Origin of the sequence: Brevibacillus sp. HB1.2 (genome assembly GCF_013332495.1) — a bacterium.
Lineage (GTDB): Bacteria > Bacillota > Bacilli > Brevibacillales > Brevibacillaceae > Brevibacillus > Brevibacillus porteri.
This window is the reverse complement of sequence record NZ_JABMIU010000007.1, coordinates 165,988-191,683: the sequence shown is the minus strand read 5'-3', so window position 1 is coordinate 191,683 and position 25,696 is coordinate 165,988. Positions and strand designations below refer to the sequence as shown.

At 46.9% G+C, this 25,696-nt stretch carries 26 protein-coding genes and 1 pseudogene; 18 read left to right on the top strand and 9 right to left on the bottom strand.

Features of this window, described 5'->3' with window-relative positions; translation table 11 throughout:
- Nucleotides 1-18 precede the first annotated feature (18 nt).
- Nucleotides 19-861, bottom strand: a complete 843-nt coding sequence (locus HPY28_RS17930; RefSeq protein ID WP_174231079.1) for a serine/threonine protein kinase — start codon at nucleotides 859-861, stop codon at nucleotides 19-21.
- A 110-nt stretch (nucleotides 862-971) separates the two neighbouring features.
- Here HPY28_RS17930 and HPY28_RS17925 point away from each other — a divergent pair, with 110 nt between their 5' ends.
- The 3 genes from HPY28_RS17925 (at nucleotide 972) to HPY28_RS17915 (ending at nucleotide 3,695) form a co-directional block, all read left to right on the top strand.
- A complete protein-coding gene (locus tag HPY28_RS17925; protein ID WP_174231078.1) occupies nucleotides 972-2,087 on the top strand; it encodes a DUF3900 domain-containing protein in 1,116 nt (371 codons plus the stop codon).
- Between the two features lie 20 nt (nucleotides 2,088-2,107).
- Nucleotides 2,108-2,701 (top strand): DUF1444 family protein, encoded by a 594-nt coding sequence (locus HPY28_RS17920; protein WP_173623658.1) that lies wholly within the window; start codon nucleotides 2,108-2,110, stop codon nucleotides 2,699-2,701.
- Between the two features lie 64 nt (nucleotides 2,702-2,765).
- On the top strand, nucleotides 2,766-3,695 hold the full coding sequence (locus HPY28_RS17915; RefSeq protein ID WP_174231077.1) for an apurinic/apyrimidinic endonuclease family protein: 930 nt from the start codon (nucleotides 2,766-2,768) through the stop codon (nucleotides 3,693-3,695).
- Here the strand turns inward: HPY28_RS17915 and HPY28_RS17910 are convergent.
- From HPY28_RS17910 to HPY28_RS17900, 3 genes are all read right to left on the bottom strand, one after another.
- Complete coding sequence (locus HPY28_RS17910; protein WP_173623609.1) at nucleotides 3,662-4,606, bottom strand: prenyltransferase/squalene oxidase repeat-containing protein; 945 nt, start codon at nucleotides 4,604-4,606, stop codon at nucleotides 3,662-3,664. The genes HPY28_RS17915 and HPY28_RS17910 overlap by 34 nt on opposite strands.
- 19 nt (nucleotides 4,607-4,625) lie before the next feature.
- Nucleotides 4,626-5,681, bottom strand: coding sequence for a DUF2515 family protein (locus tag HPY28_RS17905; RefSeq protein WP_174231076.1), 1,056 nt, complete (start codon nucleotides 5,679-5,681; stop codon nucleotides 4,626-4,628).
- A 62-nt stretch (nucleotides 5,682-5,743) separates the two neighbouring features.
- Entirely contained in the window at nucleotides 5,744-5,884 is a 141-nt protein-coding gene (locus HPY28_RS17900; protein WP_007718846.1) for a hypothetical protein, read from the bottom strand.
- 103 nt (nucleotides 5,885-5,987) lie between these two features.
- Between HPY28_RS17900 and HPY28_RS17895 the strand changes: the two genes are divergently transcribed.
- Nucleotides 5,988-6,296, top strand: a complete 309-nt coding sequence (locus HPY28_RS17895) for an iron-sulfur cluster biosynthesis family protein (RefSeq protein ID WP_026043130.1) — start codon at nucleotides 5,988-5,990, stop codon at nucleotides 6,294-6,296.
- Here HPY28_RS17895 and HPY28_RS17890 read toward each other — a convergent pair whose 3' ends face one another.
- On the bottom strand, nucleotides 6,297-6,746 hold the full coding sequence (locus HPY28_RS17890; RefSeq protein WP_017249146.1) for a DUF441 domain-containing protein: 450 nt from the start codon (nucleotides 6,744-6,746) through the stop codon (nucleotides 6,297-6,299).
- A gap of 114 nt (nucleotides 6,747-6,860) precedes the next feature.
- Nucleotides 6,861-7,172: a YfhH family protein gene (locus tag HPY28_RS17885; protein ID WP_017249145.1), complete on the bottom strand. Its 312-nt coding sequence runs from the start codon at nucleotides 7,170-7,172 to the stop codon at nucleotides 6,861-6,863.
- 102 nt (nucleotides 7,173-7,274) lie between these two features.
- Here HPY28_RS17885 and HPY28_RS17880 point away from each other — a divergent pair.
- Nucleotides 7,275-8,040: pseudogene (locus HPY28_RS17880) on the top strand (SDR family NAD(P)-dependent oxidoreductase).
- 309 nt (nucleotides 8,041-8,349) lie between these two features.
- Here the strand turns inward: HPY28_RS17880 and HPY28_RS17875 are convergent.
- Both HPY28_RS17875 and HPY28_RS17870 read right to left on the bottom strand, forming a co-directional pair.
- Nucleotides 8,350-8,973, bottom strand: a complete 624-nt coding sequence (locus tag HPY28_RS17875) for a cell wall hydrolase (protein ID WP_017249143.1) — start codon at nucleotides 8,971-8,973, stop codon at nucleotides 8,350-8,352.
- A gap of 227 nt (nucleotides 8,974-9,200) precedes the next feature.
- Complete coding sequence (locus HPY28_RS17870; RefSeq protein ID WP_173623607.1) at nucleotides 9,201-9,896, bottom strand: peptidylprolyl isomerase; 696 nt, start codon at nucleotides 9,894-9,896, stop codon at nucleotides 9,201-9,203.
- Nucleotides 9,897-10,032: 136 nt separating this feature from the next.
- On the opposite strand from HPY28_RS17870, the gene HPY28_RS17865 reads away from it, so the two are divergent.
- The 8 genes from HPY28_RS17865 to HPY28_RS17830 all read left to right on the top strand — a co-directional run bounded on the left by HPY28_RS17865 (nucleotide 10,033) and on the right by HPY28_RS17830 (nucleotide 17,619).
- A complete protein-coding gene (locus HPY28_RS17865; protein WP_174231075.1) occupies nucleotides 10,033-11,181 on the top strand; it encodes a trans-sulfuration enzyme family protein in 1,149 nt (382 codons plus the stop codon).
- A gap of 137 nt (nucleotides 11,182-11,318) precedes the next feature.
- On the top strand, nucleotides 11,319-11,873 hold the full coding sequence (locus HPY28_RS17860) for an RNA polymerase sigma factor (RefSeq protein WP_017249140.1): 555 nt from the start codon (nucleotides 11,319-11,321) through the stop codon (nucleotides 11,871-11,873).
- Entirely contained in the window at nucleotides 11,870-12,946 is a 1,077-nt protein-coding gene (locus tag HPY28_RS17855) for a TolB family protein (protein WP_174231074.1), read from the top strand. The genes HPY28_RS17860 and HPY28_RS17855 overlap by 4 nt, the downstream gene beginning before the upstream one ends.
- 14 nt (nucleotides 12,947-12,960) lie before the next feature.
- Entirely contained in the window at nucleotides 12,961-15,189 is a 2,229-nt protein-coding gene (locus tag HPY28_RS17850) for a hypothetical protein (protein ID WP_174231073.1), read from the top strand.
- Nucleotides 15,183-16,115 carry an ABC transporter ATP-binding protein gene (locus tag HPY28_RS17845; protein WP_017249138.1) on the top strand — a complete coding sequence of 311 codons (933 nt, stop codon included), beginning with the start codon at nucleotides 15,183-15,185 and terminating at the stop codon, nucleotides 16,113-16,115. Before HPY28_RS17850 ends, HPY28_RS17845 begins: the two co-directional genes overlap by 7 nt.
- Complete coding sequence (locus HPY28_RS17840) at nucleotides 16,112-16,978, top strand: ABC transporter permease (RefSeq protein WP_017249137.1); 867 nt, start codon at nucleotides 16,112-16,114, stop codon at nucleotides 16,976-16,978. The genes HPY28_RS17845 and HPY28_RS17840 overlap by 4 nt, the downstream gene beginning before the upstream one ends.
- Nucleotides 16,968-17,180 (top strand): hypothetical protein, encoded by a 213-nt coding sequence (locus HPY28_RS17835; protein ID WP_017249136.1) that lies wholly within the window; start codon nucleotides 16,968-16,970, stop codon nucleotides 17,178-17,180. Before HPY28_RS17840 ends, HPY28_RS17835 begins: the two co-directional genes overlap by 11 nt.
- A gap of 139 nt (nucleotides 17,181-17,319) precedes the next feature.
- Nucleotides 17,320-17,619, top strand: a complete 300-nt coding sequence (locus HPY28_RS17830; protein WP_007718819.1) for a DUF1292 domain-containing protein — start codon at nucleotides 17,320-17,322, stop codon at nucleotides 17,617-17,619.
- Nucleotides 17,620-17,687: 68 nt separating this feature from the next.
- On the opposite strand, the gene HPY28_RS17825 is transcribed toward HPY28_RS17830, so the two are convergent.
- Nucleotides 17,688-18,065, bottom strand: coding sequence for a YflT domain-containing protein (locus HPY28_RS17825; protein WP_016743484.1), 378 nt, complete (start codon nucleotides 18,063-18,065; stop codon nucleotides 17,688-17,690).
- Between the two features lie 499 nt (nucleotides 18,066-18,564).
- On the opposite strand from HPY28_RS17825, the gene HPY28_RS17820 reads away from it, so the two are divergent.
- From HPY28_RS17820 to HPY28_RS17800, 5 genes are all read left to right on the top strand, one after another.
- A complete protein-coding gene (locus HPY28_RS17820; protein ID WP_026043128.1) occupies nucleotides 18,565-20,535 on the top strand; it encodes a DNA gyrase/topoisomerase IV subunit B in 1,971 nt (656 codons plus the stop codon).
- 2 nt (nucleotides 20,536-20,537) lie between these two features.
- On the top strand, nucleotides 20,538-23,081 hold the full coding sequence (gene parC, locus HPY28_RS17815; RefSeq protein WP_174231072.1) for a DNA topoisomerase IV subunit A: 2,544 nt from the start codon (nucleotides 20,538-20,540) through the stop codon (nucleotides 23,079-23,081).
- Nucleotides 23,082-23,097: 16 nt separating this feature from the next.
- Nucleotides 23,098-23,418 carry a hypothetical protein gene (locus HPY28_RS17810; RefSeq protein ID WP_017249133.1) on the top strand — a complete coding sequence of 107 codons (321 nt, stop codon included), beginning with the start codon at nucleotides 23,098-23,100 and terminating at the stop codon, nucleotides 23,416-23,418.
- Between the two features lie 186 nt (nucleotides 23,419-23,604).
- Nucleotides 23,605-24,252: a nitroreductase family protein gene (locus HPY28_RS17805; protein ID WP_069844755.1), complete on the top strand. Its 648-nt coding sequence runs from the start codon at nucleotides 23,605-23,607 to the stop codon at nucleotides 24,250-24,252.
- 175 nt (nucleotides 24,253-24,427) lie between these two features.
- On the top strand, nucleotides 24,428-25,108 hold the full coding sequence (locus tag HPY28_RS17800; RefSeq protein ID WP_017249131.1) for a metallophosphoesterase family protein: 681 nt from the start codon (nucleotides 24,428-24,430) through the stop codon (nucleotides 25,106-25,108).
- Nucleotides 25,109-25,696 lie beyond the last annotated feature (588 nt).

The following is a 25,696-nucleotide window of genomic DNA, read 5'->3' as shown; positions in this document are numbered from 1 at the left end:
AGGGAGAATCCGTGAAGTCTACGGATGCCCTGCTCTTTTTTCTTGGTAGTGGATCAAATAGCGGTCCAGGTCTGTTAGCCAATCATATACGCTTTCATAAGGGGCGTCCATTTGTAACAAACGCCGTATCATCATGCGAATGGAAGGGGATATCGAGAGCTCCTCTTCCCAGCTTTTTTCAGGTGCGTCCGGTTCCGATTCATACCCGGAATAGAGCAAGAATAAAAAGAAATGCCCTAATGCATACAAATCACTGGAAGGAGCAACTTCTCGCTTCAATTGTTTTTCAGACGGATAGGCGGAAAGGGTATCAGCTGTGTAAGTCGGGCGATCACCGACAAACCGTGCGAGGCCAAAATCAATCAGGTACGGCTTGTCCTCTTTCCAGATGACGTTGGGGATGCGTACGTCGCGGTGAATCACATTTTGCTCATGGAGGTAAGCCACGAGTTCCCCGATTTGGCGGATCCATTCGGCGCATTTTTGCTCATCAGCCACGATGTTTTGATCAAACAACATGTCTTCGAGTGTCGGGCCCGCAATATAAGTCATAACCATAAACGAGTCTTGCCGATACGTGAAGGAATCTAGACAGCGAGGGATTTGCGGATGCGAGAGGGACATCAGCACCTTTTTTTCATATTCTTGCATGGCTTCTCCTTTGGGAGTGTGCCGCAGGCTTGGTTTCACTTGTTTCAGCACAACCTGATTACCTGTAGGGGTGTGCGTGGCGAGATAAGCGATCCCGTAGCTTCCCATCCCTAACACTTTTGTTATTTCATACTGACCTGCTAGGTGGCCGGGCTGATACGGTTTATCGCGTATCGTTTCGTTCCACCATGACTTCATACGAATCCACATTGTGTGATTTTCCCCTCCTCCCTTCATCTTATCATGATTTGAAAAAGCTGACCTTTTTTTCAATAGGTTTGCTATAATCAGTTCGTTACATGCAGACAGGAGCGAAGGGTATGAATTTTACAATTGACTGGTTATCCTTTTATCTAATGGAACAGCCTGAAGAAGAGGATGGCATTAAACAAGTGCGGATGACGCGCTATTTGAGCCATGATGAATATCAGAGAAGCGAGCTGAAAGATTTTCTCGATGGGGAATTCGCCCGGATTGCGAAAAGAAAAGTCGAGATGAATCCGAAGACAGAAGGCACACCGACAAAACTGGGTCAATTTGTGTTGGAGCCTGGACATCCATTGGACTCGAACCCCAACTATGCCCTCTTGAATCGATTGTTGGCAGCGGAAACGTCAGGGGAGAGCAAAGAGCCCTGTCAGGAGCTGATTCAGTCGTATTTGCGAACCTCTCAGGTGAGAGGCGGGGTCATGATTGTGGTCCGGACGAGGTTAGAGCTGATTGACGAGCGCTACGTCTTTATTTTAAAATGCGATTTCGAACAAAAAACAGCGGTTATCACAGATGAGAAGAGCCTCATATCGAATGTACGCATGGCGATTAATGCCAAAAACATGAAATCGCTCATGTATCCGTACATGATCGAATCTGGGATGAATGACCCGTATCACGTGAAAATTCATCAGTTCTCCCACGCGAGGTATTTCGAGGAGTTTCTGCGCTTTATCGAGTATCCACAGACGATGACACAGATCGTCTCTGAAGAAGTCATTTCATTGGCGAGACAGCACATCGAATATACGTATCCCGAAGCGTCCGAAGAGCGGATACGGGAAGAGGAAGCAATCGAACTCATTGCCGCAAGTCCGAAGCGGGAGCTCGCAGAAAAATGGGAGCATGAGACCGTGATGGAAGCGATGCAAATCATTACAGATCGCCAACCAGAGGTCGAGCTGAAGTTCAAGCTGGATCATATGCAGGTCCGCACGTTATTGGCCGATTACGGCACCAGCCTGCATATTGCCAAAGTGAATGGGCGTTATTTGGTGCTATTAGAAGGCGAGCAGCTACAGTTCGAGCGTGGCATGTCCCCTGTTGAGTTTTTAAAGCCAAAGGCATTGACGGACATCGTGAAAGAAATTGAAGAGAGAAGCCAGAACGTTGCCTATACCCCGATGAGCACACCTACAGAGGACGATGATAATCCACCTTGGTAATGAACAAAGGGAAGGGAGTGATGGAGTTGGATCGACAACTAAGAGTAAGCGGCCAAGAGCATAACATCTATCCGGTTTTGCGTCATGCCTCTATGATCAACAAGTACCCGGAGCGGTGGGTGGTGAAGGAGCATACAGCTGATACGTACGTACTGTACGCCCTAGATCAAGGAGAAGGCTACGCATTGATTGAGAAGCGGATGCTGCAGGAAGCAGGCTGGACGAGCGAGCAGCTTCATTCATACGCGATGGAAAACTTGCGAAAGCTCCCCTTTTCAGTGAAGTCACAAGAGGTAGGGGGTCAGCGCATCCATTTTATCAGTCCGACAGATGGATACGCGGCCAGCCGAATTTTGCTTGATTCATTTCTGGCGGAGATGGATCAGAAGAAGCAAGGAGACTCACTCGGTGTCGCGATTCCGCATCAGGATGTGCTGATCGTGGCGGATATGACAGGAGAAGCCGGGGCCCATCTGTTAGCGCGTCTCACCTATGATTTTGCATCGAAAGGGCAAGTGCCGATTTCTGTCTTGCCTTTTTATTGGGAGGAAGGGGAATTGACCCCATTTCTCGTGGTGACGCACGACTCGGGTACGAAAATTGAAAGAAAGTAGAGCAAGCGCGGGGATAGTCTCCCCGCGTTTTCTATACCGCCGGAAAAGAGGAGGAAACCCTCGAATGAAAAATTTCATGATTGGTCAATATGGAGGTTTTGATCAGGCAAAATACGCACGAGATTTTAAAGAGGGCTTTTACGGCATAGAGGCATGTTTGTTTGAATCGGAGGAGGATATCCAATTCCTACAGCGTGAATCTCAAGCAAAAGGATTTGCGATTGGAGTTCATTTTTCGCTACGTGTAGGTCAATCTGAACTGCGGGATGCCCTTTTTATGGATGCGAATGATCAGACGAGAGCAGAGGCTTTTGAATGGATTGACAGGGAATTGGCGTATATGGCGTCATTACAGCCAACCTATGTCTTATTCCATTATCCGAAGCCAGTCATCTTGGACGATCGCATCGACTGGAGTGTATGGCGCTTTCATGATTCGCGAGACTATGTATGGGAGCATGCCTACACGGAAGCAGAGTTTCAATATCGTAGTGAGCAGCTGTTTGCGTGGTTGGCTGAGAAAGGCAAGGAGTTTCGTTTCACACCTGTCCTTGAATTCGATGCACTCAACCGATATGTGTATGAGACAGAATTTTTAGAGCACTTGCTACAGAAATATCCAACGATCAAGCTCTGTCTCGATACCGGCCGATTATTCCTACAAGAAAAAATCGACCCGTTTTTCAATGCCCGTCAAGTCATCCAAAAGTATACGAAATATGCGTGGAGCATTCATTTGAAGAGTATGAAGGTGGCTGCTGATACGGTCGAATTCGTTCACTATCCGGTTCTTCCCGAATGCAAACCGGATGAAGGCTGGGCTCCGATCGAGGACTACCTGACGATTATCCGCCAGGAAAACCCTCATGTTAAGATCATGTTCGAGCATCGCTCCGAACAAGTAACGGACGAACAACTGGAGAGTTGCTATCGTTGGGTAAAGCAACTCCTAGAAAAACCTCACGATTGCCTTTCCAATAATAACTCAATATAGCGCCCGGCATCTTGAATCAGCCAGTACGGGTACCTGGGACCGTGTATGTACAAGTCTGTTGCGGTCACGAGCATTGTCTTCACTCGTGTCTTATCACCCATCAACTGCGCGCATACCCCCATCGTCATCCACGGATATAAATCACCAGTCTGAAACGTATCAAATTGCGGGAAAGCGGCTGTGATCCTTTGGTAGAGCAGTGAGGCGGTGTTGGCATCTGTCAAGCTGTAGACAATGGGAAAAGCCTGCGAGGTGACGTCCGGGTACCATTTTCGCCAGCCGGGGTACGTACGATCATACATGGCATACGACTTGCGAATCCGACTGTACATGCCATTGATGCCGAGCTCGCAGGATTTGGCGCGTGCAGCTGCTTCCTCGGCAGCCTCCACATTTCCGATCAACGAAAATAAATACGAAGCATCTGCCAGCCCCTTGGCCACCTCGCAATTGTCCATCAAATATTTGACTCGATACGAATGCTTCGCCCAGGTCAGGCCGTCCTTTTGTTGAAGGCGGGCAACTGCTTGGAGAAGGGATAAGAGCTTCGCGTGGTTGGCATGTAACCAGTCCATACACCCCGTTGCTCGTATCCATTCCGCTAGCAGGCTGAAATAGGTGGTGTGGTAGCTATCTTCGCTATCATTTGTGCCGGTATCGATTTCTCTGCCTTGTTCAAGTCGAAAATCATTGATATAGCCGTCCGCATTCAGGTTCCGCAAATACCAATCGAGATGACCGCGAACAGCCTCTAGCTCCTTCATGCGGATGAGGGAAATAATTCCGAGGTTGGTGAAGTACGGATTGATTTGATCACGTTTGGGACTAAGGCGAAAGGTACCGCTCGGCAATTGGCAGGATAGCAAAAAACTTGTTTGATTCAACGCCATTTCTTGCATCCATTTTTCCATGAGGCTGCCTCCTTCCAAGCTACGTAATTGCTGAAACGAGTTTGACACCGTATTCGATCCATTGCAAGGAACGCACATAAGAATCACTATCGATGGAAGGCAGTGAAGCTGGTTCTTTCACGACCTTGTGCCATTTTTCGTCTCGAAACCAATCTACCCCATCTGCCGGATCGTGTCCATAATCAGCCCATGCATCTTGAAGACGTGGGCTATATATTTTCGGACTTCCTTCTAGCAACTCATGTCCATTCAATCGCAGCTGATACTCAACTTCTGCGGTGAGCGGAGTATGATGAGGTGTGAACAAATGCGGCCAATAATCCGCTCGTGAACCTGTATGAGGGATACGAGAACAATAGGAGAGCATTTTCTCAAAACGAAAGCGATCCCCAAACAATAGCTGATACAACGTCTTTCCGACTTGAATGCGGTACAGGACATCGGGAAAATGATGGACATTCAATCCGATCAAGCTAAGTCGACGGTCAGTAAGATGCGCTTTATAAGGAATGAGCACTTGATTCATCGAGAGAGCTGATTGGGCGACGAAGGCAAACGAAGCGAATATACGATTCAGTGTAAATGGCTTCTGTACGACGCGTTGTTCGATATACTGCTGTTCATTGACGATGAGTGCATTTGTAATGCGCGCACTGTCTTTAGATGCGAGGAACTCTTGCCAATACGTTTGCATAAAGACTGAAACACCAAGTGGCGCCAAAAGCTTTGTTAAATCTGTCCCCGTTCGTTTCATCTCCGCATACAGTAGTAATTGCGGATAGGCATCGTGAAAAATCAGCCAGTTACATCTTTCCAAAAACCAAAAAAAGGGCTCGATTGCTTGTGCATCCATGATAAGCGGTAGCCACTCTCCTTTTAAATCCGTCATGTTCCACCCGCCATTTCGTGAGACCAGATGGGCCAATAACGCCCAGTGAACCTCTTGGTGTTCGCGATAAAAGGCGAGGTATGCTTGTGTGCGGGTGACATTGTTGCGATTTGCTTTGGTTGTTGCTTGTCTGATTTGAGCAACCAGGTGCTGCTCGTCGATTGTCGTTTCTGTGTTGTATGTCATGGATAGCTCCTTGTGGTTTCGGGATTGAAAAAAGCAGGTCCAGTTGGCGACCCGCTTTTCATTCAACCAATCATTTCTAGTACCAGAAGCCGAACGAGTAGTTTTTCTTTGGCTTCCTCCCATGTATTCGCAAAAATGACAACGTGCTCCGATTGGAACTCCGTTTCAGCGACAAAAATCCCATCTTGTTCGTAGATGTTCATAGAAGATCGTCCTTTCTGCTGCCTTTCAAGCATTGTATGCTATCATGGAAGAGATGATGCATTCAGCATATTGGAAAATCATGAGAAAGGTGGCACCAAGAACATGATCGTGAAAGTAACAAAAGAGGCAGCAGAACGCATGGCCAGTACAGACAAGCCCATTCGGATCAACGGTGAGCTAGTCGGTGGCTGCGGGATGAATGTAGAGTATGCGTTGTGGTGGGATACCCAAGGTCCAGAAGATGAAGTCTACCAGGTCGATTCTTTGACATTTGTGATTGATCGCGAAACCATTGCCTATATCGGGTCTGAACTGCTTACGATTGATTATCGTGCGCAGCAAGGCTTTCGTATGGTTACGCCACAGCAAATTTTGGCTTATGGCCTTCAGTTGAAAGAGCGCTGGAGCTAATCACTTCGGGAGAAATTGCAAAATAAAGGCGAGAATTCCTGCTGCAATTAATGGACCGACTGCAACACCGCGGAAAAAAGTGACACCAGCGATCGTACCTAGCAGCAAGCCTGTAACGATCAAAGGGCTTTGCGACATCAAAACCGTTCCTTTTCCAGCCAGATAAGCGACAAACATACCGACAGCAACCGCGAGTATCGAACGCCAATTCGTAAAAATTTCAAGGATAGAGGACGGCTCGATTTTGCCGCTAGCAAGCGGAGTCATGATTCCAATTGTTAGTATAATGATCCCAAGATGTAGGCCATGCTGCTCGAGCAACGGGAAATATCGGTCCAACGACAGGAGTCTCATTAACAGAAGGATCGCAACTGCAATGGAGACGGTGGCGTTGTTGCCAATGACACCGAGCGCCAATAGTACCAAAAGGATGATAGAAATCCAGTCAATATGCGGGGTGGCTCACTTTCGTTTTTCTTAGTATATCCATGCTGCTGCGGCATGTGTACGGGCAAGAAAAAAGAGATCGGCATGCACAAGAGTGCGAGTGCCGATCTCTCTTTTCTAGTCGAACCACAGTTCCAGCATTCCGACTGGAAAACCTGTCTGCTCGTCCGAATCAGGGAAACGTCCCCAAGCAAATACGCCGTTGAAATAATCAATTGTAAACGGCTGATCGTAATCAGGCACGCTGTATTTGCTGCCGATTCGGAACTCATCCGTTCCTAAATAGTACGATTTCGCCATAAAGTACTTTTGTGTAATGATCGCAAGCTGTGAGTGATCACCAAGCTTCTTTTTCTCTTTCGCTTCGACGTGCAGGCGCTCCATTTCCTCCTGCAGCTCGGCGAGTGTCATTTGACTGTACAAACGCAACGGACTGCCCCCTTTCCATACAGGTATATTGTAGCAAAAGACAAGGGAAAAGGCGATGGATGCAGAATCCTCTAAAGAAACGAAAGGGGAGTCGGTTCGAAAATGACACGTTTTGATTTGCATGGAAAGAAAGCAATCATAACAGGTGCTGGAAGAGGAATTGGGGAAGGCACTAGCATTGGGAATCGCAGAAGCGGGTGCGGAAGTTGCGGTAGTCTCGCGAACAGCTTCCGATTTGCAAGAAGTGGTATCGGAGATTGAAGCAAAAGGCGGAGTGGCTTTTCCAGTCGAGGCTGACCTGACTGTGTCTGATGCTGCGGACCGTGTTGTGAAGCAAGCAGTCGAAGAGCTAGGGGGTGTTCATATCCTGATCAACAATGCAGGAATGAATATCCGCAAAAAAGCACATGAAATAACGGAAGAAGAGTGGGACAGAGTAGTGGATTTGAATTTGAAAGCAGCATTTTTCATGAGTCAAGCTGCTGGTAAAATCATGTGCGAGCAGCGCTATGGCAGAATCGTCAATATTGCTTCGGTCGCAGGTGTAGTAGCACTTCGCACGGGTATCGCGTATGGTGCCAGCAAAGCAGGGCTCATCCAGATGACGCGGGTGCTGGCATTAGAATGGAGCAAGTTTGGCGTCAACGTAAATGCGATCGCGCCGTGGTATTTCCGTACACCACTAACGGAGAGCTTGCTTAGCGACGAAGCGTTCGTCCAAGAGGTTTTGCAGCGAACGCCGAGTGGAAGAATCGGGGATGTGGAGGACTTGGTAGGACCAGCGATTTTCTTGTCCTCTGATGCAGCTTCATACATATCGGGGCAAACGATTTCGGTTGATGGCGGTATGTCTATATACGGGTTCTAATAAAAAAGGGGCATTCCCAGTTGGGAATGCCTAATTATTGGGGGCGATTGAGAAAAAGAACGACTGATTGTTCTATGACTGGTTTGCTCTCACCCAAAACAGTCAATCAATCAAAGCTATTAGCGTAGGCATACTCAGATTGAATGATCGATCTAAACATGCTTACGTTAAAAAGTCATCCAAAGAAGATAATCGAACTTTTTCTCAATGCGTTGAAAAAGTGCTTACACCTACAACATAGCAAGCAAAAGTAAAACATCAATAAAATAAAAATAAAGTATTATTAAATCTTTTTCTGTAAGTATCGCGTTAACGAGCAAAACGATGGTTACCGATCTCAACCGTTACAGGACGTGACCAAATCCACTTGGATGTAGCCGTATCCGGATTGAAGAAGTACAGGGAACCATTGCTCGGGTCCTTTCCATTCACCGCGTCCTGGACCGCTTTTCTCGTACTTTCATTTGATTTATGTGTCAAATTGCCGTCATGGACAGGCGAAAACGCATTGGGAGCATAAATAACCTCCCGTACCGTATTTGGAAATTCATCTGAAGCAACCCGATTCAATACAACGGCAGCAATCGCTACCTGTCCTTCATACGGTTCTCCCCGGCCTTCCGCATACACTAACCGGGCGAGCAGTTCCATATCCCTCTGTGAAACCTTCACTTTTCCATTGCGAACCACTTTTGGGCGACTATCACGACTAACCTGCACAGACTCGCGTTTTACTGCTGTAGCAGATAGGGTTGATTTCTTTTCCTTCTTTGAAACTTGTTCCGATGGCGCCTGTGCACTACCGAGAACAGGGAGGATTTGTACTGGTTGTGGCGCCATTGCACTTGTCGGTGTGACAAATAAGCATAACAACATCAAGCCAAAACTGTTCAAAAAGAAGAAAAAGCGCGTTGGCGCTTCTCGTGTCAACATGGTGTGAACCACTCCTTTTCGCTTTTTGCGTTTTGATTGCGGAAGCGAATCAGGTCTTTTGCAAGTCTATCGGTCTTATCGGAATGGTTCAAGAGGTAATTGGTTCCATAGAACTATTTACAATATCGCACAAATTATGAAAGTGTTTTCATGAACGGTTATTTCTAAATAAAAAAAGCCACTTTCCCGTTGAGAAAGTGGCTTTCGTGTGCAGTTTGAGGCTGCTCTTATTTTTCCGTAATCGTAATGGATTTAATGGTAATCGTTTGCTCAGGAACACTTGGTTCACCCGTTTGTGGGTTTTTCTTTACTTTCGTTCCTGCAATTTTTTGAACGACATCCATGCCACCCGTAACTTTTCCGAAAATCGTGTAATTCGGAGAGTTGTCCAATCCTGTCACGTCAGGGCCAGAACCAATGAAGAATTGGCTACCATTCGTGTTTTTACCGGAATTCGCCATGGCAACTACGCCTGCTTCATATTTATGACCATTTTTCAATTCGTCTTCAAACGTGTAACCAGGGCCACCCATGCCAGATCCCAATGGATCGCCTGTTTGAATCATGAAGTCTTTGATGATGCGGTGGAACGTGATGCCGTCATAGAACTTGTCCTTTGCGAGGAAAACAAAGTTATTGACAGCAATTGGGGCATCTTTTTCAAACAGATCGATCGTAATGTCTCCCATAGAAGTAGAGATTTTTGCTTGATAATCCTTTGCTTTGTCAAGCTGCATAGCCGGAGCCTTCTCGTATTTCTTCTCTCCCGTTGGACCCGGTGGGTTAGCTGGCTCTTTGGATGCTGGTTTCTCTGCTGGCGTAGTCGGCTGATTAGGAGCAGCTTCATTGCTTCCTGTAGAACAACCCGTAACCAAGGCGATTGCCGTCAGACATGTAAACAGAGTAGTGATCAACTTTCTCATCTTATGCACCTTCCTTTGTTTCATACTGTTGGGTGGTTCGGTTTCGAATTATAACACAAATCGTCGAGCTTTTGCCAATCCGCTAGTTTCCTTTCCAATCTCGCGTGGTATGATTGGGAGAAAAGGGTGGATCAATATGGCAGAGCGATTTGAGACCAAAACGGTACATATTGGACATGACCCTTTGCGGGGAGTAAAGAGCAAATCTACACCGATTTATCAAACCTCCGTTTTTGCCTTCGATGGTTTGGAAGAAGTAGAACAGTACTATGTCGGCGAGGGAGAATACTTGTACACCCGAAATGGCAATCCCAACCAAGCGGAGCTGGCTCGTGCAATCGCTGTTTTAGAAGGCGCAGAAGCAGGGGGTAGTGCTGCCTCCGGTATGGGAGCGATCATGGCGGGTTTACTTGCCGTTCTTTCTCCTGGGGATCACGTGCTGGCTTCCCATGAAATTTATGGTGGTACGTACGCGCTACTGCACAAGGAGCTGTCGCGATTTGGGATCGAGCTCGAGTGCATCCAGCTTGGTCAAATGACAAAGCTTGCTGATCATGTTCGCCCAACTACGCGGCTGTTTTTCTTGGAGACCATCACAAATCCGTTATTGACAGTTGTGGATTTGCCTTACTGGATCAAGGAAGCAAAAAGTCTTGGCTTAACCGTCATGGTGGATAATACGTTTGCGACCCCGTATTTGGTACAACCCATTTCATTCGGAGCAGATCTCGTGGTACATAGTGGAACCAAATACATAGGTGGACATAGTGATGTGACGTCAGGTGTTCTGGTTGGATCACAGGCGACAATCAAGCGTGCCACAGAGGTCGTAGCCAACTATGGTGCATCGCTCAGTCCTTTTGAGGCCTGGTTGACATCACGTGGTTTGAAAACGTTGGCAGTGAGAATGGAGCGTCAATGCGATAATGCCAGCCAGATCGCTGCGTTTCTTCGTGAGCATACCGCAGTTGGACAAGTGTATTACCCAAGTCCTACGGATACCTTCTTTTTTTCACGGCAAAAACAGGGGGCAATGGTATCCTTTGTTCTGGCAGACGAGACGAAGATCTACGACTTTTACCGGGCACTTGACTGGATCAAGTTAGCTCCGTCCCTTGTAGGTGTGGAGACAAGTGTATCTCATCCTGTTACGACGTCTCACCGTGCTTTTTCTGAAGAGCAGCGCAAGGAAACGGGAATCACGATGGGATTGGTACGTTTATCGGTAGGAATCGAGGCTGTTCAAGACATTCAGTCAGCATTAGATGCCGCATTAGGGAAATAATTCAAAAAACTTTGCCACATTATGAAACTTTCTACCTAAGAAATACGTAATACTTAGTTAGAGTAGTCTCAGGATGCAGTGGAGAAAGTCCATTCTGAGAGCATGCTTCAGTCTGGAAGAAACCGAGGAAAACGCAAATGGGAATGGCTATGAAGCAACCGTCGGGGCCATCATCCGGAGATTATTATGAATCTCGTCCATTTACGGAACTGTATGACGAATATTTTGATCGCGTCAACCGGTATTTACGATGCCGGGTTCAAAGTACGTGGGATGCCGATGATTTGACCACCGTGGTCTTTTTAAAAGCGCTAGAAAAATTCGAGCAATATAGCAGAACAAGTCCTTTCGCATCATGGATTTTTCGTATTGCTCACAATACATATGTGGATTTTATGCGGAAAAACAGGGAGTTACCGGTTGACCAGGAAGATTTTTTAGGAGCAGAACCGGACGACACATGGCAGCCGGAACGGCAGGCACTGACGAATGAAGAGGTTCGTCTGCTTCGTGATCGTCTGGACTTGTTGTCGCAGGATCAAAGAGACGTGTTGATGCTCCGGTACTTTGCTGACCTCAAAATTAGTCAAGTAGCTGAGGTGCTCGGCAAAACAGAATCGAGTATCAAAATGATTTCTTATCGCGGATTACAAAAACTTCAGAAGATGTATGAGAGGGGGGACTCCGAATGAGAGAAGAGGAGAAGCACCCCCAGGATCATCAATCGGATGATCAGACCGTAACCCAACTCCTAGCCCATTTGAAGCAGATGCGCGGATCGGTTCCTGTCAACTATCAGTTAAAAACAGACCTCAAAAAACAATTGCTCCAGAAAATGAGAGAACACGAAGCCAAACAGGCAAAAGTTCCAAGTGCCGCACCCAAAAAATGGGGGAGGTTGGTTTGGAGTGGAATCGCTGCTGCTGCTCTCACCCTTGCCATAGGCGGATTTGTGTGGTGGAACAATTCCTCTCTTGCCGTTCGAGAGAATGAAATATTTAAGTTGCCAGCACAAGCAACTGTGGAGCTTGTTGATATTGATCGGAAAGCCGCTCAGCTAGCATACATCAATAATAATGCAGAGCTGAAAACCGTTCCCATTGATGAGGAATTAAAGCCAGTCACGATCAAGTTGCCACAAACCGAAGGAAAATACACCGGGGTAGCGTGGTCTAATTCTGGGAAGCAAATTGCAGTCGTCGAGCAAGGTGAAAAATTATCACGGATATGGATTGTGGAGATGCCAACGGCTTACAGCATGGGAAGCAGCCGATTGCTGAAGGAAGAAGAAGGGGTATTATACTCTTCACCAAGCTGGTCTGAACATGATGATTCGCTTGCCTTTACCCGCTCTAAAAATGGCGTCGAAGAAATTTGGGTGAGCAGCACATTATCGTTTCAAGAATGGAAGCTTGTAGAAGGCTCTCAGCCTGAATGGTCACCAGATGGTAGCTTGCTTGCTTTCAATAAAGCCGGTGAAGTACAGCTGATGGAAATGCGGACGGGGAAAGTCACCTCGCTTGCAGTGGGACAGTGGGCATCGTGGAGCTCCGATACGAGATTAACCTATACACACCCAAATGGAATGCTGATGGAAGTAAACGTGAGTGAAGAGCCTTTTGTGACACGCGAGCTACCATTGCGAAACCAGTCATCTGAAGAGTTGATCAAAGGCACCTGGGCAAACAAAGGTAAGCACTTACTGCTTATCTCCCGCCATGATCAGTTGCAACAACTGGTTATCTCTTTGGCGTCACGAAAATGAGCGGAGGAACAAGCATGAGATGGAAATGGGTGTTAATCTTTGTCATCACATGGCTTAGCTTTTCGATACGCCCAGCTATGGCAGAGAGCAACGTCGACATACAATTCGAGATACCTTTAAGTGGTATCGTCAAATATGAATCATGGATGAGACTAAACGTAAAAGTAACCAGCCAAGAACAGGATTTCACAGGGGCTGTAGAGTTGTCGCAGCGACAAGTCAAAAAAAATAATGAATTTAAGCTTCGGCGTCCTATAAAGCTCGAGCAAGGAAAGAGTACAACCGTGTACTTTGATATGCCTTCCCAAATATTGCTCGATGATTGGTACGTCCAGGTGACGCAAAACGGTCAAGTTATCAAAAGCGAAAAGCTGCGTATCCCTTATCCAACAGACGGGCGCACCATTGGGGTGATCAGCGAAGAGGGCAATGCGTTTCATTTCCTTGCCATCAATCAATCACAATCCAAAATGAATCGACCCTTGTCCGTTCAAACTCTCACGGAACAAATGCTGCCTGACCAATCGTGGATTTACGAAAACATAGACATGTTAGCACTGGCAGGCAATAGTGGTTCCACGATTAATGATCAACAGATGGCAGCGATCAAGGAGTGGATCCAGCTAGGGGGGATCGTGGTTGTTTCCGCAGGTCCCAATCAAGATGGGATGATCCAGCGGTTCGCTGATATACTCCCTGTAGAAGCAGGAAAAGCTGGTAATAGAGAGCTACAGCAAGCATTAAGTGAGTATGACATTGCGAAAGTCGCACCGAATGGCAGTATCGGTGTATACAACCGAGATTTGCCCTTGTTTGTGTCAAAATCGTACGGTAGAGGGCTACTTCTATTTGTCAACTATGATGTGACAGCAGAGCCGTTGGCATCGTGGCAGTTTAATGCACAACTGTGGCAGAATGCAATGATCCAGCATGGTGCCAAGAAGATTTTTGAAGAGAAGCTTTATATGGATCAAATGACACGGCCTTTTCTTGACTTGAGCAAGAAGATTCCTGAAGTACAGACTCCTCCACCGATCTGGATGGTGGCGTTGTGGGGCGGATATGTAATTGTACTCGCACCATTGACTTACTTCGTTCTGAAAAGATTGAGAAAACCTGAATGGGCGTGGGGGGTCATCCCAGTTGGAGGGATTTTCTTGACAGTCGCTATTTTCGCGGTTGGAAAGCCTGCTGTTGTGAAAACGAGTACCAGCTACGCCGTAACCAAGATCGACATATTAGATGAGTCTCTGGCTCATGTTCGCTCAGCCGCAACGTTTTTGGGGGTGGATCAAAGCGAATACGATGTTCAACTTGAACCTTCGATCGTTGCTTTGCCTTTGACAGTCGGGCGAAATGATTATCGACCAGAGGGACTCATGGAGGGCGATGAGGTTCTGTCTTTCCGTAATCTCCCTTATTTGACACCAAAACAGGCAATCGGTATCGGGGTAAAACACGACATGGGGGCTTTTGATGCTTCCTTACGAATTAATGAGAATCGTCTGCAAGGGCACGTGAAAAACAATACGGAGTTTGCCTACGATCAGACCTATATTGAAATTGGTTTTCAGCGAATTCCGCTTGGGCCATTGAAAAAGGGAGAAGAAAAGCAGATTGACAGTGTGCTTGAGCCCTTGTTTATGCCAAGAAAACCACAAACAACAAACGAATTGCAAACGGTGGAAGAACGAATCAAAGAAATGCAGGAAAGAGTCGTTAAATATGAAGAGGGGAATCAAGTAAGTATCATCGGTACAACGACAGAGCCTCTTCCTCTGATGACGATGCAGGTGCCTCACCAAGCGCAGTACTGGAATGTCATCCAGCAGCCTATTCAATTCCAGCCGAATGAACAAGGGCTGGTGACTTTTCCGTATGGTCTGCTTGATACCGAGATGTATGAAATGACAGGAGACTTCGACAGTACCGGGTACATTTGGCAGCTTGGAAAGGGCAGCATTACGTTTGAATTGCGCACGGATAAAGCGGCGATCAATATGAAGCGATTAACGGTACCGCTGAATCATAGCTCATTCAAACCTTTCCGGATCGAATACTTCCACCAAAAGAGCGGTAGGTGGATACCTGTTGAGCGCGGGACGAGACTTGTCCTCGATAAGGAACTCCAGCAAATATTGACGCCAAATCAAACATTATTGCTTCGCTTTTCCCACAATGGAACGTCGCGATTAGCTCTACCAGAGCCAATTTTCCAGGTAGAGGGGGTGCAGAAATGGTAATCGAAACCGTTCATTTAGGAAAAAGATACGGCAATCTACAAGCTTTGGCGGATTTGAACCTTTCCATCGAGCCAGGTAAGGTGTTCGGTTTCATTGGTCCAAATGGTGCCGGAAAATCTACCACGATGCTTATCTTGTCTACCCTTCTGGAACAGAGTGAAGGGGAAGCATTTGTATGTGGCTACAATGTTCGAAAAGATCCTGCGAGTGTACGCCAGTCTGTTGGCTACATGCCCGATTTTTTTGGCGTATATGACAATTTGACAGCCGTGGAGTATTTGGAGTTTTATGCCGGAGCGTACAAAATTCCAGCCTCCAAAAGACGGGCACTCGTCGGTGATCTTTTAGAACTGGTGAATTTGTCTCACAAAGCAGACGCTTTCGTCGATTCTTTGTCTCGAGGCATGCAACAGCGCCTGGGGCTAGCACGTTGTCTCGTACATGATCCGGCCGTGCTGATTTTGGATGAACCTGCGTCAGGACTGGACCCGCGAGCCCGTATCGAATTGCGCGAGATTATGAAGCAACTACGCGAAATGGGCAAGACGATTATTATCAGCTCCCATGTTTTGCCGGAGCTAGCCGAGCTGTGTGATGATATTGGTGTCATCGAAAAAGGTAGATTAATTGCGTATGGTTCTGTGCATGAGGTCAGCAATCGGGACACAGGACAGAGCCGGATGCAACTAAGAGCCCTGCGGAACTTGGACAAAGCGGGACTTCTGTTAGCGAGCTCTCCGTATGTACATCAATTGACAGAGTATATGGGAGGCTATCGCTTCTACTTTCAAGGGACGGAGCAACAAAAAGCTGAATTGCTTCAAGAACTGCTGGATGAGCAGGTTGCAGTCGTCTACTATGGCGATTCCAAGAAAGATTTAGAAGACGTCTTCTTAGCGATTACGGAAGGAGTCGGTATGGAGTGAGCGACTTCCTGTTCAATCCTCTTTTGGTAAAAGAAATGCGGGACAGATTCCGCTCGAGAAAGACCATGCTCATTTTAGCGGTTTACTTGTTTGTCATGGGGGGAATACCGATGGGCTTTTTGCTCATGGATCCCTTAAAGGCCGAATCGTTAGGGGATAACCGGGATCTGTTTCTGATATCCGCGGGGATACACTATGCGATGGTTTGTTTTGTGGCACCTGCTCTGACTGCTGGAGCGATTAGTGGAGAGAGAGAACGCCAGACCTTGCATATTTTGTTGACGACCCAGTTGTCGACGCGCACGATTATTTTGAGCAAGCTCATTACGTCTTTGGCGTTCTCCACACTGCTCTTGGTGGCCTCGATGCCTTTGTACAGTATCGTAATGCTGTACGGAAGCGTCTCCCCGGAACAAATGGCCCAGCTCGTCCTTTTTCTCGCGGTGAATATGTTTTTTCTTGGGTCGTTGGGGTTGTTTTGCTCCACTTGGATTAAACGAACGTCGATCTCGACGGTCACCACATACGGCATTGCCTTCTTTTTTGTGGTAGGTACTGGATTGCTGTTCTTTTTCATCGGTGAGTCTTTACAACAGACGTATCCAGAGCAATACGTCAATTCAAATGTTTGGAGCATGTATGAGCTACAGATGCTTGCAGGGACGAACCCTATTATCGTTTTGTCCGATATTTTAGGCGAGTCATTCGATCAATCGGATGACATCACTTTTGCACCGTGGTTGTTTTTCTCATGTGTGTACGTGGTTCTTTCCTTTGTGCTCGTCATCTGGAGCGCTTATTTGTTAAAACCAATCCGCCGAAAATGGTGGAGTTGGAAGAAACGACCTGTTCGTGTACAATGAAAAAGGTGCATGGGAAAAGGGAGGTTTTTTTGTGAGCGATCAAGATGTACAGATCATTGATTTTGAAGAACTGCTTCGTGCGATTGAGAGCCGTCTGGCATCTGCGGGGATGTATGTCAAACGCGAAGCGATCGTGACTATTCTTCAGGCAGAAGAAGCATTTTTGCTTGAAAAAGGTGTTCTTCAAGAGTATAGTGAGTAATCAGCTAACAACCTGCCTAAAGTGGTAGGTTGTTTTTTATGGACAGGGAAGGCATAAAGTCATTCGCCTGTTTGCTTCTCCCGGAAAAAAACGGTATGATGGAACAGAGTACGAATATCAGCATAAGGACGTGAACACATTGACAGAAGAGAACAAAGACCTCGAATTGGGCGATATCATTACATTGGACGATGAAAATGGTGAACCGTTGGGGGATTTCGAAGTATTGGCTATGTTCGACCTGAACGGTAAAGAATATATTGCCTTGGCTGAAGCTGTGGAAGATGAAGAAAGCGAAGAAGATGAAGAAGTGGATATCTTCGTATTCCAAGTAGACGGCGGCGAAATGGTACCATTGGAAGAGGACGAGGAGAGCACTGTTTACGCGAAGCTGAACGAAGTGCTGGAAGGCATCGAACTCATTAAAGAAGACAAGTAATCTCCGGATGAATGAAACAAGCCACTGCTGGCGTTAGAACCCAAGCAGTGGCTTTTTCTTGCGGTCGATCAGTCATTCATTTTAATAATGTTATCCTTAAGGTCTCGTACAACGAGAAGGCATGTATAGTCCGTATCTTGCAGTTCCCGAACCAATGCCGAGCACTCATCTTTGGTAAGACCTAGCTTTTCAAGACGAGTTCGGAGTTCTTTACCGCCATTGTCAAAGAAATGCGCCATGCTGTCAATGTGACCGACGGCACTTTCAAAGTGGGTACTGTATTTATAAAAATTGTTTCGTTGATTTGAGTGATTTTTATCAGGATTCCATTTCAAAACCCAGATGTCATCACTATTGTATCCAGCAGAATTTAACGCATGAACGTCAGAAGCTAGCTCAGCATCATACTTATGGAATTTGACAAACGGCTTGGTAGCACTGATCAAAAGTATTCCCCCCTTTTTGGCCTCAGGAATCGATGCCTTACTAGGATGCCCAAAGCCAAAGCGCGGATGAATGGAAATACCTGAGGCATATTTTCCTTGTTAGTAGCAGGATTTACGCTTGTGTGGGAAGAAATAGAGAAAGGGAAACAGATGTTTTGGTTTTTCGTTTTGACCAATCTTCACCATTAGTGCTACACTAATTAATGGAATATGCATATCAAGTACAGTTCGAAATGAGAAACGAGGAATACTGAGAAGAATCGGCCATCTCGCTAGGGGCGAGGTGGCTTTTTTGCCCCATTTTGCTACTGGCGTTGAATACTATGGGAACCATACGGTACAATAGCGATTAAGTGTTCGCTTTTATTAGGAAAACGTTCCTCTCATGGGGATTGAATCATCTCGGCGTTTTTCAAAAAAGGTGAATACGACGCTAGCCATCAGTAAAAAAGGCATGATCGTTTTTCTACGTGTCCGAAGAGTAGAGGGGAGAGCGCGATTGAAGGAAACAGAAACACAGCAAACACTAACGTATACGGAAGAAGATATTCAGGTCTTAGAAGGCTTGATTGCCGTTCGAAAGCGGCCTGGGATGTACATAGGCTCCACGGGCTCACGTGGCCTGCATCATCTGCTGTGGGAAATTGTAGATAACGCCAAAGACGAGGCGCTTGCTGGCGTTAACGATAGCATCATCGTCACTTTGTACAAGGATGGCAGTGTCAGTGTGGAAGACCATGGACGCGGAATTCCAACGGGTATGCACAAGACTGGCCGACCTGTACCAGAAGTTATTTTTACGACGCTCCACGCCGGTGGTAAATTCGGCGGCGGCGGATATAAAAAAAGTGGTGGCTTGCACGGGGTAGGCTCCAGTGTCGTTGTCGCCTTGTCCAAATGGCTTGAGGTCGAAATCCACCGGGAAGGCAAAATTCATAAGCAACGCTTTGAATATGTGCTGGATGCAAATGGAATTGAGCATGTCGGTAAACCGGTTACCGGTCTTGATATCACAGGGAACACCAAACGTACAGGAACAACCGTACGTTTTCTGCCGGATGACGCGGTGTTTGGGAATGCTCGCTTTGATTATGAGACGATTCGTGATCGTTTTCGTGAAACAGCATTCCTTCTGAAAAAGCTGCGCATGGTTTTGATTGACGAGCGTGGGCCTGAAAAGAAACGGGAAGAGTTTTACTTCGAAGATGGCTTGAAATCATATGTTTCTTACTTGAACGAGGGGAAAAATACGCTCCATCCGATCGTTTACTTCGAAGGGGAAAAGGACAATATCTACGTCGAGCTGGCTTTTCAGTACAATGACGGCTATGCAGAGACACTGGTGTCCTATGTCAACTCGATTGTAACAACGGACGGCGGAACTCATGTCACGGGCTTCCGCAACGGTACGACCCGGATCTTTAACGAATTTGCCCGGAAAAAAGGGTACTTGAAAGATAAAGACCCGAACTTGACTGGAAACGATTTGCGGGAAGGTTTCCTCGGTGTATTGTCATTGCAAATGGCTGACGTCCAGTTTGAGTCCCAAACAAAAGACAAGCTGGGGAACGAAGAAGCACGGGCAATCGTAGAACAGATTGTTTCCGAAAAGCTAGGCTTCTTCCTCGAGGAAAATCCGGAAATAGGCAAGTTGCTGATTGACAAGGCATTGCGTTCTGCTGAGATTCGCGAAGAGCTGCGCAAACAACGTGAAGCACTGCGCGGCGACAAGAAAGGCAAAACCGCGAAAAAGCGCAAATCGATTTCAGAAAAGTTTACTCCACCACAATACAGAGACTCCAAGCGTAATGAGCTCTTCCTCGTCGAGGGGGATTCTGCGGGTGGCTCTGCAAAACAGGCGCGTAATTCAGAGTTCCAAGCCTTGTTCAGCCTGCGCGGGAAGCCGTTGAACACGGAAAAAGCAAAGCTTTCCGAGGTATTGGCGAATGAAGAGTTCCGCACGATTCTAGAGGTGCTTGAAACGGATATTGGCGAAGAGTTTTCCATCGAAAACTGTGCATTTGACAAAGTCATTATCATGTCTGACGCGGACGTGGACGGCTCGCACATTCAAACGCTGCTGCTGACCTTCTTCTTCCGCTACATGCGCCCGATGATTGCAGCTGGTCACTTGTATATTGCCCAACCGCCTTTGTATCAGGTGAAAAAGCAGAGCAAGGGTAAGCAGACAGAGGGGATCTACTGTTGGAACGATTACGAGCTGGAACAGGCATTGAAAAAGGCTGGACGCGGTGCTGAAGTGCAGCGCTACAAAGGTTTGGGTGAGATGAACGCCGATCAGCTCTGGGAAACGACTATGGACCCTGAGACGCGCAAGCTTATCAAGGTTGAACTGGAAGACCTCGCTCACTGTGAGAAGCTGGTAACCGTTTTGATGGGTGACAAAGTCCCACCACGGCGTGAGTGGATCGAGAACCACGTCACCTTTGAAGTGGGGGAGGATGAATAAGCATGCTGTCCAATCAAATTATTAATCAGAGCTTCGCGGAGATTATGGGAAAGCGCTTCGGGGACTATGCCAACCTGGTTATTCTCTCACGCGCGATCCCGGATGCTCGCGATGGACTAAAACCGGTACAGCGCCGTATTTTGTATGCCATGTACCAAGAAGGCAACACGAACGATAAACCATACCGGAAATCAGCGAAAACGGTCGGGTACGTGATGGGTACCTATCATCCGCACGGTGACTCGGCGATTTACGAAACGATGGTACGGATGGCGCAATGGTGGAAAATGCGGCAGGTGCTTATTCAAGGTCACGGAAACTTTGGTAGCTTAGACGCAGACCCACCAGCCGCTATGCGTTATACCGAATCCAGACTGTCGGCGTTGGCCAATGAGCTTCTGCGTGATATTGAAAAGGATACGGTTACATTTATCCCGAACTACGACAACTCCGCTCAACAACCGGCAGTATTGCCTTCGCGGTTTCCTAATCTTCTCGTGAATGGTGCGGCCGGGATTGCGGTTGGTTTTGCAACGGACATCCCTACTCACAATTTGGGCGAGGTCATCGATGCGGCTGTTGCACAAATGAAGAACCCGAATATCTCGCTGGATGAGCTGATGCAGCACGTCAAAGGTCCAGATTTTCCGACAGGCGGCATTGTTCAAGGGCTGTCCGGAATTCGCAAGGCGTTTGAGACAGGCCGTGGTCAATTCATCATTCGCGGGAAGACCCATGTAGAGGAGCCAAAAGGCGGCAAAGTCAAAAAAATCATCATTTCCGAAATCCCTTACGAAGTGGTCAAGTCGAAGCTCGTCGGCCAAATCGATGAGCTTGTGATGGAGCGCAAAATCGAGGGGGCGCTGGCGGTTCGCGATGAAACTGGTCGCAAAGAGGCTGAGCAGAAAAAAGTCCGTATCGTAGTGGATATTCGCAAGGAAGCGGATGAGCAGGCGATTCTCAACTACCTGTACAAGAATACGGATCTGCAAATCTATTACAATTACAACATGAACGTGATTCATGAGGGGACCATCCGCCAGATGGGACTCAAGGCTCTGTTGGGAGCGTACATCGACCACCAAAAAGAAGTCGTCACGAATCGCTGTCAATATGATCTGAATCGTAAGCAAAGCCGCGAGCATATCGTGGAAGGCTTGATTCGTGCCAAGTCCATTTTGCGTCAGATCGTCGATACGATTATGGATTCGGAAGACCGTGCAGATGCCAAGAAAAACATCATGGAGAAATACGGTTTCACCGAAAACCAAGCAGATGCGATCTTGAACATTCAGCTCGCTTCCTTAACTCGCTTGGATATCGTCAAGCTGGAAAAAGAATTGGCTACACTGGCAAAAGAAATCGAGGAATTGAAATCGATTTTGGCAAGCGAGAAAAAGCTGATTCAAGTCATTACAGGCGAGATGAACGAGATCAAGAAAAAATACGCAGAAGAGCGCCTGACAGAAATCCAGGGCGAGATCGAGGAAATCAAAATAGATATCGCGATGCAAATCAATGCTGAAGATTGCATCGTAACTCTCACAAACGAAGGATATATCAAGCGGACGAGCCCGCGCTCCTTCAAATCAGTGGGGGGAACGTTGGAGACATGTGGGGTAAAAGAAGGAGACCGTGTCCGCTATTTCATGGAGGCGAATACGTCTCACACTGCTCTCTTCTTTACCCAGGACGGTAAATACTTCGCCACATTGGTCAACGCCTTCCCAGACGATAAGTGGAAGGATATTGGTTCCGCCCTCGTCAACATTATCCCGTTGGAGAAGAATCAGCGGATCGTTGGCTTTACGATCGTAGAAAACTTCAAACAACCCCTATATGTATACCATGTAAGCAAAAATGGTTTGATGAAAAAGACGGCGTTGTCCGAATACGAAACGAATCGTTCGAGTGCGTTGGTAGCTGCGAAGCTGAAAGCAGACGATGACGAGTTTGTGAATGTATTTGTGGCTGACGAAGCTGGGGCGATTCTCGGTGCGACAAAAGATGGCATGGGCATTCGATTCCAGCGCAGTGAAGTCAGCGCAACGGGTAGAGCATCGAGCGGGGTAAAAGCAATCGCACTTGCTCCTGGCGACGTTGTCATCACGATGCTTCCGATTGAGGAAGTCGATTCACGTGCCTTTAGCTTGTTGACGGCTGAAGGGGTTGTAAAACGCACAGCCATTGCTGCAATCCCACTCCAGGCTCGCGCAGGCAAAGGCGTACAGTTGATTCGTAAACGAAAAAATAATCCGCATGAGCTTGTTGCGATGTTCATCGAGGAAACGGTTTATGCCTGGACGACGCAGAACGAATGGACCCCTGTCGAGACAGAGCAAGTGATCGTCAACGAGCAAGGTGGCATCGGCCGACAACTGGTGGAGGGTGGGGTAAAAGCAGTAGCTTTTGAAACCATTTTGCCGTCAGATGAACCGAAGGATGAAGCGACTACAAAAGGCTCCGGAGACGGAGCTGGCACAGCAGGACAACAGAAAACGCCTAATGCCCAGGCTAGCCTGTTCGATGGAAATCATCGTGAATAAAAGGAATGATGAATAGATGGCGTTTGAAGCCTTTGTTTCACCGCTAAGCTGGCAGCAGGTTTCTCTGCTCCTCGATACTGTGCAATATTTCGAAGACGCACCGAAACTGCTCTCTCTTCCACAAGACCAAGGAGCAAGTGTGCCTGTGCCGATTACGTCTGACACATTGAAGACGATGCTTGGTTGTCTGGACGAAGAGGATGCATTTAGCCGGAAAGCTTTTTCATTGAGTTGGGAAGCAGCTGAGGACGAAGGGAGTGGCTATCTCGTTGTCGAGCTCCCGAATGGAGACACCGTGAGACAGCCAGCCATTCTATCCGCTTTTTCTCCGGTTTAACAAATAAACGCTTTGGTGACGCGCTTGCATTTATGACAGGATGTGAGTCGTTTTGCCAAAGCGTTTTTTTGCATACAAAAAGATTGCCAGCGAATTGGAGTATGTGATACAGTTTGAACACGAGTTGTTGTGTAATAAAGTTAGTAACTTACTGGATTTTTATACTTACCACTGGAGGATGGAATCATGGAAAAAGTCATCGACCAAAAGGCTTTTATCGACGTCATTCGGGAGCGTCGTTCCGTACGTCATTACGATTCAACAGCAAAAATCTCGCGGGATGAACTAAAGGAAATGCTTAAGGAAGCGACCTTGGCACCTTCAAGCTCCAACCTCCAGCCATGGCGGTTTTTGATTATCGATGAACAGCCATTGAAAGAGAAGCTGCTCCCCATCGCATTTAACCAAAAGCAAGTGGTTGAGGCTGCGGCGATTATTGCAGTCCTTGCAGACTATGAAGGCTACAAGCAAGCCGGGAGCATTTACAAAAAAGCCGTCGAAGCAGGCTACATGACAGAGGAAGTAAAAGCTACACTCATCGACAACATCAACAAGCGTTATGAGAATCGGGATCGAGCCATCATCAAGGAAATTGCTTTGGTAGACGGAGGTCTCGTCTCGATGCAATTGATGCTCGTTGCCAAGGCAAGAGGGTATGACACGGTGCCAATGGGAGGCTATAACAGCGAGAAATTCAAAGAAGCTTTCCAAATCCCGGATCAATATGAAACGGTCATGTTGATTGCAGTCGGCAAAGCGGCTGAGCCTGGTCATCCGACTACTCGCCTGGATGTAGAAGAAATTACGTTCTGGAATGAGATGCCGAGTAAATAAGCATGGAGAAATGGAATAGCCTTGGCCTGATATATGATTTTGGGCCTGGGCTTTTTTCACGTTTAAAAGCTTTTGCTGGACAGACATGCTGGCAATCAGGTGAAATGGGGCGTACAATAAGGTGACATGACAGTAACGAAAGAGAAGCCGTATACGAGCGAAAGAAGGGTGTAGGATGAAAAGATTGTTGGCAATCAGCGATATTCATGGGGAATTGGACAAACTGGAATCGTTGATGGAGCAAGTTCAGTACGATCCACAAGACGATCAATTGATCCTGCTAGGTGATTATGTAGACCGTGGACCAGCGTCGAAGGGGGTCGTCGACAAGGTAAAACAGCTCCATGCAGAAGGAGCAATCGTGTTGATGGGCAACCATGATCATATGATGGTTAAATCATTCGAGCAAGACCCTGTCTTTATCGAACGATGGTTCCGAAACGGCGCACAAAAGACGTTGGCGAGCTATGGTCATGCCGCAGCAGATACGGAGTCTGGTGTACCGGAGGCCTTGGAAATCACCTCTTCAGTCAAAGAACATCTGGAATTTTTGGCTGGCTTGAACTGCTATTATGAAACCGATGATTATATTTTTGTTCACGGGGGTGTACATCCCGAGACTCCAGTTGCAGAGACTGACCCGTACCTGCTGATGTGGATACGTGATGAGTTCCATAAAGGTTACCAGGGGGAGAAGACTGTTATTTTTGGTCACACGCCAACCAGTTACTTGCACGGTAAACATGATGTGTTTTACGGAGAAAATAAAATCATCGGCATTGACGGCGGGGCTGTATACGGCGGCCGTCTCCATTGCTTGGAACTGCCTAGCCGAAAGGTTTACTCAGTAGAGTAATAAAACAAGAACGAAGGCTTTCACCTCTCTTTCCAAAGAGCGGGTGAAAGCCTTTTTGATATGCGTCAAGATAAGTTCAGAGTAAGATTGTAATGAATTTTTATTTAAATAAATTGCAAAAATTAATAATTTAAGTCTTGTATTCCAATATATGGGATAGTAAAATATTCCCAAATCACTCATATTCTTATTGTTCACCATCATATTAGCCCACGTGAATATTTGCAAATCAATGACCAATTTCCCCTGCTATACTCGCTGCAATGTGACCGTTACTCTAATCATCGCCCTTATTCCACTCCTAGAAAAGACAAAAGAACCAGCCATTTAAAAAAATGATTGATCGATACATCCATTCCTAGAAAAAGGTAAGAATCACCCATCTCACTATGACGATGGTTTCTTACTGGTTGACTCTTCAATAAAAATCAATAAATGGGATAAAAGTAAAGTGTGTATATCCGTTCGTTGCATTCCAAAGTACTGAAAGAAAAAGAATGGGCTGCCCTTTTTTCCGGGTAAGTGGCGATATGGTTCCGGGTAAAGGTTCCTAATATTCAGAATGGAATAGCTGTTTGCTTATATCTG

Coding starts and splice junctions, on each gene's coding strand:
- HPY28_RS17915 (WP_174231077.1), top strand. CDS start 2,766: ATGAAAAATTTCATGATTGGTCAATATGGAGGTTTTGATCAGGCAAAA.
- HPY28_RS17850 (WP_174231073.1), top strand. CDS start 12,961: ATGAGATGGAAATGGGTGTTAATCTTTGTCATCACATGGCTTAGCTTT.
- HPY28_RS17855 (WP_174231074.1), top strand. CDS start 11,870: ATGAGAGAAGAGGAGAAGCACCCCCAGGATCATCAATCGGATGATCAG.
- HPY28_RS17905 (WP_174231076.1), bottom strand. CDS start 5,681: ATGACATACAACACAGAAACGACAATCGACGAGCAGCACCTGGTTGCT.
- HPY28_RS17865 (WP_174231075.1), top strand. CDS start 10,033: ATGGCAGAGCGATTTGAGACCAAAACGGTACATATTGGACATGACCCT.
- HPY28_RS17845 (WP_017249138.1), top strand. CDS start 15,183: ATGGTAATCGAAACCGTTCATTTAGGAAAAAGATACGGCAATCTACAA.
- HPY28_RS17810 (WP_017249133.1), top strand. CDS start 23,098: ATGGCGTTTGAAGCCTTTGTTTCACCGCTAAGCTGGCAGCAGGTTTCT.
- HPY28_RS17805 (WP_069844755.1), top strand. CDS start 23,605: ATGGAAAAAGTCATCGACCAAAAGGCTTTTATCGACGTCATTCGGGAG.
- HPY28_RS17870 (WP_173623607.1), bottom strand. CDS start 9,896: ATGAGAAAGTTGATCACTACTCTGTTTACATGTCTGACGGCAATCGCC.
- parC (WP_174231072.1), top strand. CDS start 20,538: ATGCTGTCCAATCAAATTATTAATCAGAGCTTCGCGGAGATTATGGGA.
- HPY28_RS17900 (WP_007718846.1), bottom strand. CDS start 5,884: ATGAACATCTACGAACAAGATGGGATTTTTGTCGCTGAAACGGAGTTC.
- HPY28_RS17920 (WP_173623658.1), top strand. CDS start 2,108: ATGGAGTTGGATCGACAACTAAGAGTAAGCGGCCAAGAGCATAACATC.
- HPY28_RS17930 (WP_174231079.1), bottom strand. CDS start 861: ATGTGGATTCGTATGAAGTCATGGTGGAACGAAACGATACGCGATAAA.
- HPY28_RS17875 (WP_017249143.1), bottom strand. CDS start 8,973: ATGTTGACACGAGAAGCGCCAACGCGCTTTTTCTTCTTTTTGAACAGT.
- HPY28_RS17925 (WP_174231078.1), top strand. CDS start 972: ATGAATTTTACAATTGACTGGTTATCCTTTTATCTAATGGAACAGCCT.
- HPY28_RS17860 (WP_017249140.1), top strand. CDS start 11,319: ATGGGAATGGCTATGAAGCAACCGTCGGGGCCATCATCCGGAGATTAT.
- HPY28_RS17800 (WP_017249131.1), top strand. CDS start 24,428: ATGAAAAGATTGTTGGCAATCAGCGATATTCATGGGGAATTGGACAAA.
- HPY28_RS17895 (WP_026043130.1), top strand. CDS start 5,988: ATGATCGTGAAAGTAACAAAAGAGGCAGCAGAACGCATGGCCAGTACA.
- HPY28_RS17910 (WP_173623609.1), bottom strand. CDS start 4,606: ATGGAAAAATGGATGCAAGAAATGGCGTTGAATCAAACAAGTTTTTTG.